Origin of the sequence: Shewanella vaxholmensis (assembly GCF_031932135.1) — a bacterium.
Taxonomy (GTDB): domain Bacteria; phylum Pseudomonadota; class Gammaproteobacteria; order Enterobacterales; family Shewanellaceae; genus Shewanella; species Shewanella hafniensis.
This window is the reverse complement of the sequence record NZ_JAUOEV010000005.1, coordinates 14,198-26,326: the sequence shown is the minus strand read 5'-3', so window position 1 is coordinate 26,326 and position 12,129 is coordinate 14,198. Positions and strand designations below refer to the sequence as shown.

The window sequence follows — 12,129 nt, the reverse complement described above, 5'->3', positions numbered from 1 at the left end:
TATAAAATTCAGGACTGAATCATTAACGGGCGACAACAAGAATAAAACAAGGCTACTGACAGCATGATGTCAGTAGCCTTTTAATAAAAGTGAATGTTGAGGGTTTTGGCCTAGTTAAAACGTTACTTTGGCAAACTGGCTTGGTGCGCCTGAATAAAATCTTCCATGGCTTTGCTCGCCCTCGCTTGGGTACTGGCTAAGGTATCCGTATCGACCATAGTTTCGACCACTTCGTAGTAGCACTTAATTTTAGGTTCAGTACCAGATGGCCTAACGATCACCCGAGCGCCACCCGCTAAGCAATAGGTCAATACATCACTCGGTGGCAAGTCGATTTTCTCAACGCTACCATCGGCAAAACGACGCTCAAGGGCTTTTAAATCATCGGTTGAGAGCACGTCATGCTCACCAATCTTCACGGGGGGATGTTCGCGTAAATAGGCGCCAATATTAGGCGTGTCAGGTTTTAGTGCAATACTCACCTGTGCATTGAGATGGAAGCCATGCTCACGGTAAATTTGCTCGAGTCTGTCCCAAATCGTTTGCCCCTTCGCCACCAGCTCGGCAGTTAATTGGGCAAATGCCACCAGCGCCGACAAGCCATCTTTATCCCACACCATGCTGCCAACTGTGTAACCAAGGGCTTCTTCATAGGCAAACAGGAATTGATCCTCAGGGGACGTTTTCGCGATACCCACATTCATCAGCCACTTAAAGCCGGTGAGCGTGGTAAAGCTTTGCGTGCCAAACCCTTGAGCAATTTTAGATAACAGACTCGATGACACTATCGTAGTGCCCGTAAGTCGCTGATTATCTTTAGCGTGAGATAACAAGTAATGCCCAAAGAGCACACCGACTTGATCGCCCGTTAGCATCTGGTACTCGCCATCATCACGACGCACTGCAACCGCAAAACGGTCGGCATCGGGATCGTTAGCACAGGCGAGCATAGCGCCGTGTTTTTTCGCCTCGGCGATCACTAAATCCATCGCGCCCTTTTCTTCCGGATTGGGGAAGTTCACCGTCGGGAAATCACCATCGGGTTCGCGCTGGGAGGCAACCGAATACACTTGGGTGAAGCCTGCATCTTTCAATACGGTTTCAGCCATATCTGCGCCCACACCGTGCATGGCGGTATAGGCTAAACTGACCTTTTCTGGAGCCGTATGGTTTTGCAGCACCTCAGCTTGCTGCACGCCATGGCGATAGCTTTGGTAAAAATAGTCCTGCAGAATAATTAACTTACCTTGTTTTACCGCCTCATCATGTTCTAAAAACGGAATAGCTTGATTCGCGGCGCGCTCAATTTGCGCGGCAATGCCAGAATCGTGGGGCGGAATAATCTGCGCGCCATTCTCCCAATACACTTTATAGCCATTGTATTGCGGCGGGTTATGACTCGCGGTCACCACAATGCCTGCTGCCGCATTAAAATGTTTCACCCCAAAGGCCACCAGCGGTGTCGGCGCCACTTTAGACGTTAAGCGCACCTTAATGCCCATAGCGGTCAGTACGCTCGCCGCATCATGGGCAAAATTGAATGAGTCGTGGCGACCATCGTAACCAATCACCACACCACGCTCGGCGGCATCTTTAATCTGATCAAGTAGATAAGCACCAAGGCCAGCCGAGGTTTGACGGATCACTAGACGGTTCATCCCCATAGGCCCAGCGCCGACAACACCGCGTAATCCTGCGGTACCAAATTCCAAGCGACCCGCAAAGCGCGCTGCGAGTTCAGCTTCATTGCCGCTATCAATTAGGGTTTGTAACTGGGCTTGAGTGCGAGGGTCAGGATCATTTTCAAGCCAATGGTTTACCTGTAACTGCAGATGGGTATTCATATCACGCCTCATTGAAAATCATTTGCAATCACATTAGGAAAAAGCACGTAGAAGAACAAGCTAATTTGCATTAATTTCAAAATGAGCCAAGGGTATAGCCATAAAAAACGCACTATCTAACAGGTCATGCCAGATAGTGCGTTGGTGTTAACGAGCTTGTTTGATAGCTGATTTACAGTTTAAAAATATTGTCCTTCGCATCTCTGTCGATGAGTTTCACAAAGGGATCGACTCCCACATAACTGGGCTTCTGAGCCAAAGTGATCGTCAGCTTGTTTTCACCACTGACCAGTCTGTGCTTCTCAATTAATAACACCTGTTTATCGTCCTTCAGCTTATCGGGATCGGCACTAAAGGCACCGATATCAATCATGGCATCTAAAGGTTGTTCGGTTTCTTCACCTTTACCACTGGCCACCTTGCGGCTGGCATAGACGGTCAGCTCAACTTGCGTCTTGCCATCAGCCAGAGTCGTCATTACCGCATTGGTTAACCTGAGATCGTAGAGCGTAATCTCATTAAAAGACTCATCGATAAAGCGAGCCTGCGCTTCATCTGCCCCTTGCTCAAGGTAACTCACCAAATCCAATGTGGTTGGGAAAGGATCGTTACGATACTGATAACGCGCTAAAAATGCCTTGAGATTAGCGTTGAGTTTCGCTTCACCTAACACATCTTTAATCGCCATCATCACCACTGAGCCTTTCTGATAATGAATGTACTGCTGATTTTCACTGCGCAGCAAAGGCATCTCTTTTATGGACTCGGATGAACGGCCACGTAAATATCTATCTAATTCATATTTCAAGAATTTACGGATCATTTTATCGCCGTACTTTTTCTCCAACACCATAAGCGCCGAATACTGTGACAAGCTTTCGGATATCACAGCGCTACCCTGTACGTCAGCAGCACCCACTTGATGTCCCCACCATTGATGCGCCACTTCATGGGCGGTGACGTAATACACAGGATCGATATTATCCTCGTTGCGTAAATCAGTGATAAAACCAATACGTTCAGAGTAAGGCACTGTATTAGCGAAACTTTGTGCAAAACTACGGTAACCCGGAAACTCCATGATCCGCATTTGTTTGTGCTGATAAGGCCCAAATGCTTGTGTGTAGTAATCGATAGAATCTTTAACTGACTCTATCATGCGGGCAACGTTCCAAGGGTGATCTGCGTGGTAATAGACCTCAACGGCGACACCATTATGCTCGGTTTTCTCTACCTGATAACGGCCCGAAATAATGGCGTAGAAGTTCACCATAGGGCTGTCCATCGAATAATGGAAATACTGACGCCCATCCTGCTGCCACTGTTTTTGCAAATATCCTGGTGCTAATGCAATTTGATCAGCACTTGTCGAAATAGTGGCTTCAAATTGAATGAAATCGCCATCGACGCCAAAGAAGTTTTGCGTGTAATAGCGGCTGTCTTCAAGTTTGTTCGCACGTGCTTTTTCTGCTAAATCGCGCTTTTGGCGCTCGTGGCGATCCATCAGCTCATAGCCATCTTGATAACCAAAGAGCGGCAATAGCTCGAAGTTATTGATGAAAGTGCCATTTTCAACCACTGACATATCAAAGCCAGATTCAGCAACACCCACCGACTCGCGTACTAATTGGATATCCCCTTGCACCACTTGCCCAGGCTGCACTGGCGTCGAAAAGGTCAGCCAAGTATTACGATAGCGGCTATCAAACTCACCTAAGTTAGCATTAGGAATATTGATTTTTACCGTATCTGCCTGAGTGTGTTCAGGCAACTGCACTAGCATCTTCTCGATCGGTTTATCCGACTTGTTTTGCCATTCAAACATCACCTTAGCGACAATTTTGCGATCTTCAGGGAAAATATCGACATTCGCATTGACCTTAGTGGTCACTAAAATCGGCATGTCTTGGTATTGCTTAAAAGCCTTCTCATAATCGGCTTGCAGATCTGTGGTCTCATCTTGAGTGAGGAACTGATTCACCACTTTGGTCTGGTAGAACAAATAACTACCCATACCCAAAAACACCACTAAGGCAACACTAACAATGGCTTTACCACTATAACCAAGCTGATAACCCAGTAAGCTCAGACGCGTTTTAAGACTCTGCTTCGGTCCGCGATGATACAAACCATAACCTAAAACAAACAGGATAAGGCTAAAAGCCCCCCAGTAAATCATATAGAGTGCATGGCTTAATAAGCCCCAGCCGTAGCCGTTCATATCGGAGTAAGTTAAGGTTGGCGATTGACCAAAGTTATACAGGCTATGGCCAAATCCCCAGCTTGCCATGACAAACGTCGTTAGATAATAAGCAACAAATAGCCCCATACCAGCGTACTTATTTGGGCTAAGCACTTGCAGGAAAAACGCCAGCACAGCAGTCATCAACAGCGGCAAGAGGTAATAAAATCCCAATCGAATAAGGTATTGAGCAATCTCAAGATTGGCTTGACCTTTTATCAGTTGGAAGGCGATGGTGGTACACATGGCGAGCACGTACAGCAAGGTCATCACTATGACCACTGACACGAACTTAGAGCCCCAAAAACTTAAGTTTGATACGGGAACGCTGTCGACGATATCCCCCATTCCTGAACTGCGTTCACGCCAGACGATTTCTGCGCTGTAATAAATCAGCACTATCACCATCAATAACCCCGTCGCGCCGGCAATGTTATCTACCATATCTTGGGTTAGTGGCCAGTTAGATGTGCCATACCAACCAAAATCATCGAACATGGGGCCGACTAAGTTGAAAATAGTCAGCACGCCTAACACCACAAATGGTGCGGTAAACAGCACTTGGCGTACTTCAAATTTAACGCGCGTCCAAAATTGCTGACGACCATTAGGTTCAGTTGCCATAGCCAATTGTGCCAAAGGCACTAAGCTGGGGATGACTCCCGCTTTGTCTGATTTTTTCTCACGCTTCTTAGTCAAGCTCGGCTGACGAAAAATCCCAGAAACCGCCAGTAACACGCAAGCAATCCCAAACCATAACGCGCGGTTTTGCAGCACTAGCCCCGAGAATTCAATTAACTGGTTATTCTTCTCGCTAATGGTCCAATAACGGGTCACTTCAGCAAAAGTGCGCAGCGCAAAGGGATCAAGTAAAGCTGCTATGGTGCGATATTGTGGCTGGCTCGCCATTTCACCCGTTAGGGTATAGAGCACCAACATAGCTACTGCAGTCAGATAAAGCGCCATTAAAGAACGAAAGCGACTTGCCATCGCATAGAACAGAGTGGAGATCAGCAGCAAACTCGGCATGGCGAGCAAAAAATACGGCACAAGATAATTCGATAACACAAATGGCCCAAAGCGGCTCGCATCGACCCATGGCATAAAGGAACCGAGCATTAACCCTATGGGAATAAACGCGAATACCATCATCACTACAACAAAGCTGCCTAAAAAGCGGCCAAATTGATATGCAAATGGCGATAGGGGTTTGCTATAAATCAGCTCTTCCATCAAATGCTGATGATTGCGGATAGCCGTGCTGCCCACAAAATTCACCACGGCAAACATGGAAATTAATCCCATGATCAACATAGTTTGGGTAATACCAAATGGGCTGTTTTTCATCACCTCGCCGCCACTACCAATTTGGATATTGTTAGATGCGACAGATAGAAAACTCATTAAAAACAATAGAAAAGAAACAACATAAAAGGATGGCTGACGTAAATAATAACGCCACTCAAACCTAAGCATTGATAACAACATATTGATATCTCCTTAGGCAGCCTGACGGCGATGACTGTGTAAGGTAGAAAAATACAGATCTTCAAGCCCAGCTGTCGCTGGGATAAATCCTTCGGGGCAGGTCTCTGCCATCACATTCAGTACTGTGCGGCCCGCGAATAAACGCTTAGAAATCACAGGCAATTGCGCTTCGAGCTCCTGCGCCTGCGCTTGACTCACCGTCTTAGTCCAAATCTTTTCCGTTAACTCACTCACTAATTGGTGGGGATTGCCTTGAAGCAAGATCTTACCCGATGCTAATACCGCCATATTGGCGCAGAGTTCAGACACATCCTCAACAATATGCGTCGAGAGGATCACCACTTTTTCCTCGCCTAAACTCACCAGCAAGTTATGGAAACGGTTACGTTCTTCAGGATCAAGACCCGCGGTAGGCTCATCAACAATCAATAACTTAGGATCACCAAGTAAGGCCTGAGCAATACCAAAGCGCTGACGCATACCGCCAGAGAAACCACTCACGGCTTTATTTTTATGCTGATAAAGATTGGTGTGAGCCAGTAATCCTTCAACCGCTTCTTTACGCAGCTTGCTCTGATTAATCCCCTTAAGAATGGCTAAATGATCTAACAGGTCATAGGCGCTAATACGCGGATAAACATTAAAGTCTTGGGGTAAATAACCTAAGGTTTTACGCAGCGCTTGAGGGTCGGCTAATACATCAATACCGTCAAATACTATGCTACCGCTATCTGCACTTTGCAGGGCGGCAATGGTACGCATCAGTGATGACTTGCCCGCGCCATTGGGTCCAAGTAAACCAAACATCCCTTTGGAAATCGTTAAATCAACACCATCGAGTGCTTTAACACCGTTATCATAGGTTTTAGTGAGATTAGAAATAGTCAGCATGCTTCCCTCTTGCTTCTGTGAGTTCAAAATACCGACAAACTATCACATAAACTTAACCCTTACAGTAGTTATCAAGATATTCATGCACTTACAGAATGCTAGCCAGAAAAACAAACTGTATATTGTGAATCACTAAAATAGCAAAAGGGACTCTATTTGAGTCCCTTGTTATTGAAATACAATATAAAAGTAGAAATATGCCGTCAAATCTGAGATGGCGTACTAAATACAATTAGTTACATAAACTTCAACATTAGCGAGAAGGTAAAGTGCCCTCGAATACGCGCACTTTGATGTTCTTTTTCAGGTTATCTTGGTCTTCTTGCCATTCTTGCCACTGGGTGAGACTGATGCTGAGCTGCAATGAAAAGTCAGTAGAAATCCACTCTTTTTGCCCTTGGGCATATTTAGGTACGGGGACTATGTTGCTTGGTCCAACAAAGGATGCTGAGCACATAAAGGTTTTGAAATACACTTGGTCAATCGATAAATCGAGGGCGCTGGGCGATGTTAAGCATTGACCACTGCCCGGCTCTTGATACGAGGCAAATTGGTACATGATTGCCGGAGTATTATTAGTGCTATCAGGAACGGATGCGGTTTGATGGCAAGATAAACAGCTACTTAATGCGTTATCCGCAGGGCCATTTAAACGTCCGTTACACCCTAAGTGTCCCGCATTGGTGTGCTCATTCAAGCGACCAACGACCTCTTGAAATACAGCGCTATCCTTAAGCCCTGTGATTGGGTTTTGAGGGAATGCTGCCGCTCCCACTGTGGCTGGCGGCGTGTCATTACCCCACATTAACCCCAGTGGGGAGATACGATCCCAAGGATTTTTCTCTTTCGCTTTAAACTGACCATCGGCGACAAAAGTGCCATAGGCCCAGCCCACGGGCGAGCGGCTGTCACGCACTGCGATGTCAAACTGTAATAAGTACACATCGGCGACAGAGCGCGGGCATTGCTCTGTTTCCTGTTGGAAACTGCAAGCACTGCCATCGGCATTTTTACATTCGCAGAAATCACTGGCACTGATATTGGCTTGCCAAACGGGTACGTTTTCGAGGAAAGGATAATTATTGGGCGTTGCTGTGGTGAACAGTAATTTGCCGATCACACTGCCTTCATTAAATACAAAGTTTTGCTGCGGCATTACAGGTGACGGCGCTCCTGTCCATACCTTGCTAATGCTATTTGCCGCCTGAGGATTATAAAACCCCACCGCCCACATAGTGGTTTTCAAATCGCCTTGGCCTTTTATCTCCATAGTGACGGGGGCTTCGCGGGTCAAGCCGTGGATAAATTCCCGCCCACTCATAGGATCATAGGTCTGATAGGGAATATGGTACCAAGAGCGTACCTTGTTATTACACAAATCCCAGTCCTTACTGATATCGCCTTTGTCGATGTTCCCCTCTTGAATATACTTCATCACAGCCCAAAGGTATTTCCACGCTTGGGTATTTTTCTCTGACTCACTCAGACTTTTATCGAAGGGATTGAATTCAAGCCAAGGTGCAGCATTATCTTGCTGCGCACTCGAATAGGCGTCGCTCAAGCTAAAAATAGGTCCCTTCCAGCCCGAATAAGCTTGGTTGATGATGACTTGATTGTCCCACATACCTGTTTTATTGAACGCGGGGTCTTGGAAGTAACTTGGGTAAGCTCCAGTACAAGTGGAAGTTACATTAGATGCTGTATCAGTTGCTTGTTTGTCTGCAGCTTTTGCACTGACAGTAGTCAATGAACAAACTGAGAGCATGAGTATGGCGGCAATGTTAAGTTTCATAATATCGTCCTTGAAGAGTATTAGTCCTAAAAACTCCCTTTGTGAGTCTCGGCACAAGCGGCGACTCAAAGTAAGCATAGACTAATTTTTAATATCCTCATTTTTTAACATCCTCTATAAAGCTTAACGATTCGGATAGTAAGAATATAAAAAAGGCCGTTTAGCATGGGCTAAACGGCCAAGAGATTCGTTATTGGACTCGCCACGAGTCACGCAAACTATTTCCCTATTTATCGATTTCTTGGCCGCGCGTTTTCCACAACGAGAACAAGACCCCTGCGACTAACAGGCCGAACGTCACCCCAAGAGACAGTGCGGTTGGAATAGTAAAGTCCACTATTCCCTCGTGATTGAAATACACTAAGCCCACTTTCACCCCGATAAATACTAATACCACCGACAACGCGTATTTAAGGTATTCAAAGCGGTGCACCATGGCCGCCAAGGCAAAATACAAGGCACGTAGCCCCAAAATCGCGAAGATATTCGAGGTATAAACGATGAAAGGATCTTGGGTAATCGCAAAAATGGCTGGAATACTGTCGACAGCAAACACTAAATCCGCGGTTTCCACTAAGATCAACGCTAAAAATAACGGCGTCGCCCACCATCCTTTTGATAACTGATGATCTTCACCCCGTACCCAGAACTTCTCCTTATGCAGTGTCGGCGTAAGGCGCATCTTAGTGCGTAACCATTTGTAAAACTTATTATCTTGGATATCACTGTGCTCGTCATTGGAGAAGAGCATTTTCACACCAGTGAAAATCAAGAAGAGTCCAAATAACACCAGTACGCCTTGATACTGGGCAACGAGCACTGCGCCAAGGCCAATCATAATCGCGCGTAGCACTATTACACCCAAAATACCCCAGAAGAGCACTCTGTGTTGGTATAAACGCGGAATGCCTAAACTACTGAAGATTAAGGCGATAACAAAGACGTTATCCATAGACAGCGATTTTTCAATCAGATAACCCGTCAGATATTCCATACCCGCCGTTGAGCCCTTGTACCACCACAGCCAAGCCCCAAACAGTAAGCCCATACAGATATAAAAGGCTGAAAGCTTTAAACTTTCGGCCACAGTAATTTCATGCTGCTCTTTGTGTAATACGCCAAGATCGAAGGCTAATAATGCCAGCACAAAACCGAAAAACATCAACCAAACCCAAAGCGGGTAACCCACAAATAGGGTGGTAAAAAACTCCATAAGTCTCCTTAAAAACCAACATAACGGTTGAGTAAAATCAGTACAATTGAGCAGATAGACATTAACTCATTGTAAAAATATAAACTGTGAAACCATATATAAAAACGCAACCATCAAGATTAAAATTCTTTTATAATCAATATGATTTCACTACATACTTACACTTATTCTTAGAATAAAGTCACAGCTCAATCACAGCGCTTCCCTAAGCAAATCATCTAACCCATCTATTCGTCAGATTCATTTAGATGACGGCCTCGAACGAGTACGAAGATGTTCTCAAATAGTACAAAATCGCCACACCGTCTATAGAAGGACGAACAACAGCGAAATCAAGGCTAAAGACGCTAACCTAAAACTGCCACAGTTGAATTCTGGCCACTATGTAGCACTCATTTCTTAACTGGAAATGAATTAATTGAGCCACAGAATCTGGCTCAAAAGCAGGTTAAGCACAGTTTCAAACAATGGCGAAATGGTGAACTAAGCAAAATATTCATCAGTTTCAACCCCCTTGGCTGTTCCATATCATCCGAGTGTGATTAACTGCTGCAACAGCGCCGTCTTTTAGCGATCAAAAGCGCCGCGATAATCACAAATAATGAAAAATAATTAATAAAATTCATTACGATAAAATGAATCATTAGCTGCTCGGCGCATAAAGTGCCAGCATTGGGAGTCTTAAGTGTCAACAGAACAACATCCGCCACACGCTATGCAAGGCCCACAGGGTTCGCCCCCGCCAGAAATGCTCTTTGGGCATCCTAAAGGCTTGTTTGTCTGCTTTTTTACCGAAATGTGGGAACGCTTTTCCTTCTACGGCATGAAAGCGTTACTGTTTCTTTATCTGATTAAATATCATCTGTTTACCGACGAATTTGGCTATAACGTCATTGGTGCTTACGGTGCCTTAGTGTACGCCATGCCCGTGGTCGGTGGTTTATTGGCCGACCGCTATATCGGCATGCGTAAAGCGGTGATCTTCGGTGGTATTTTGTTGGTCCTCGGCCACTTAGGCATGGCCTTTGAAGGCCATCAAGCGGTTATCGTCGCCGGTGAAGTTCAGCGCGATGAGCAAGCACTGCAGGTGTTCTATTTATCCCTCGCCTTAATTATTGTCGGAGTGGGCTTTTTAAAACCTAACATTTCAACCATCGTCGGTCAGCTGTATCCCGAGTCATCTCCAAAGCGGGATTCAGGCTTTACCATTTTCTACGCTGGCATCAATTTAGGCGCCACCTTGGCCCCACTGATTTGTGCTTATTTAGGTGAAACCTATGGCTGGAAGTACGGCTTTGGTTTGGCAGGTTTAGGAATGTTAGCGGGATTGTTGGTGTTTATTCGGGGTAAGAAACATCTACAAGGTTTCGCCGAACCCAGAGATCCCGCAAGAATTTTAAAGAAAACCGCCGGCATCACCATAGAGCAATGGATTTACTTAAGCGCAATTGGCAGCGTAATCATAGTCTGGGGGTTGATTCAAACCCACTCCCTTGTGCTTTCTATTAGCAGTTTATTACCCGCTGTGAGTCCAGTGATCTGGTTTTTGCACTCAGTATCTCTGGTGCTCGCCCTCGGGATTGGCTGGTTTATGGTGAAACACTGTAATCCGATTGAACGTCAACAGATGTCGGCTTTGCTGCTGTTCATCGTTGCGGGTTTGATCTTTTTTGGTTTATATGAACAAACCTATGGCTCATGGGTGGCATTTTCGGACCGAGTGATGGACCGTAATATGCTCGGCCTCGAATGGAGTGCGGGACAGTTAACCTTCCTCGGCGCCTTCTTTGTGATCAGTTTATCGCCCATCTTCGCTTGGCTCTGGCCTGCCCTCGCCCGTAAAAATTGCGATCCGAGTAAACCGGTTAAAACCGCACTCGGCATTTTGTTCGCTGGTTTATCCTTTATGGTGCTTGTGCTCGGGATCCAGATGCCATTATCGAATGGCTTAGTGAGTATTTGGTTCTTAGTCGCGGCTTATTTTGTATTAGAAATCGGCGAGTTATTGCTTTCGCCCATAGGCTTATCTGCCGTGACTCAGCTGTCGGTAAAACGCGTGGTCAGCCTGATGATGGGCGCTTGGTTCCTCGGCACTTCATACTCTGAAATCTTAGCCGCCGAATTAAACAAGCTCGCCGCGATTGATACCCAAGGTGGCGTAATAAGTGACGTACCGAGTGCGATGGCGCTATATGAGCAACTGTTTATCTTCTCGGCGCAAATTGGTGTGGTAATGGCATTAGTCTTCTTTGCCCTTGCGCCATTAATGAAAAAAATGATGCACGAGAACACAGCAACAAATTAAGTCAAAGAATTTAAAAGGAAAAGAAAAGAAAGGAAACTTGGCTTACTTTCGCCCTCTAAGGCGACGGTAAGCCAAGACGATGAGGTGCAAAGCCAATAGCCCCGTAAAAGCCGCGCAGAAAAACAGTAATGCAATCGAGTTTACATCCCTAGGCGCATCACGATAAAGCCACCACCATAGCGGCCAACCGATAGCCGACAAAGCGGTAAGCTGCCACATACAGCGTTTACAGCGACCCATCTTTTGTCTGAAAATCTCCGTTTTACAATCACCGCAACTCATAAGTCCCCAGCTAAACTATGCCCACAATAAGAGTACCAATAAGAGTGCAAATAAGAGCAGGCATATTGAATT

7 protein-coding genes are annotated in these 12,129 nt (G+C 45.8%); 1 reads left to right on the top strand and 6 read right to left on the bottom strand.

The features are described from left to right. Positions 1-122: 122 nt before the first annotated feature. The 5 genes from Q4Q46_RS06370 to Q4Q46_RS06350 form a co-directional block, all read right to left on the bottom strand. Positions 123-1,844 (bottom strand): phospho-sugar mutase, encoded by a 1,722-nt coding sequence (locus tag Q4Q46_RS06370; RefSeq protein ID WP_311905541.1) that lies wholly within the window; start codon positions 1,842-1,844, stop codon positions 123-125. 172 nt (positions 1,845-2,016) lie between these two features. Continuing rightward, positions 2,017-5,574, bottom strand: a complete 3,558-nt coding sequence (locus tag Q4Q46_RS06365) for an ABC transporter permease/M1 family aminopeptidase (protein ID WP_311905540.1) — start codon at positions 5,572-5,574, stop codon at positions 2,017-2,019. 12 nt (positions 5,575-5,586) lie between these two features. Beyond that, a complete protein-coding gene (locus Q4Q46_RS06360; RefSeq protein WP_226059813.1) occupies positions 5,587-6,465 on the bottom strand; it encodes an ABC transporter ATP-binding protein in 879 nt (292 codons plus the stop codon). Between the two features lie 253 nt (positions 6,466-6,718). Next, positions 6,719-8,257 carry a hypothetical protein gene (locus Q4Q46_RS06355; RefSeq protein WP_311905539.1) on the bottom strand — a complete coding sequence of 513 codons (1,539 nt, stop codon included), beginning with the start codon at positions 8,255-8,257 and terminating at the stop codon, positions 6,719-6,721. A 226-nt stretch (positions 8,258-8,483) separates the two neighbouring features. Beyond that, positions 8,484-9,470: a TerC family protein gene (locus Q4Q46_RS06350; protein ID WP_311905538.1), complete on the bottom strand. Its 987-nt coding sequence runs from the start codon at positions 9,468-9,470 to the stop codon at positions 8,484-8,486. A gap of 685 nt (positions 9,471-10,155) precedes the next feature. Here Q4Q46_RS06350 and Q4Q46_RS06345 point away from each other — a divergent pair. After that, positions 10,156-11,775: a peptide MFS transporter gene (locus Q4Q46_RS06345; protein ID WP_311905537.1), complete on the top strand. Its 1,620-nt coding sequence runs from the start codon at positions 10,156-10,158 to the stop codon at positions 11,773-11,775. A 42-nt stretch (positions 11,776-11,817) separates the two neighbouring features. Here Q4Q46_RS06345 and Q4Q46_RS06340 read toward each other — a convergent pair whose 3' ends face one another. Continuing rightward, positions 11,818-12,057 carry a DUF3624 domain-containing protein gene (locus Q4Q46_RS06340; RefSeq protein ID WP_311905536.1) on the bottom strand — a complete coding sequence of 80 codons (240 nt, stop codon included), beginning with the start codon at positions 12,055-12,057 and terminating at the stop codon, positions 11,818-11,820. Between the last annotated feature and the right edge of the window lie 72 nt (positions 12,058-12,129).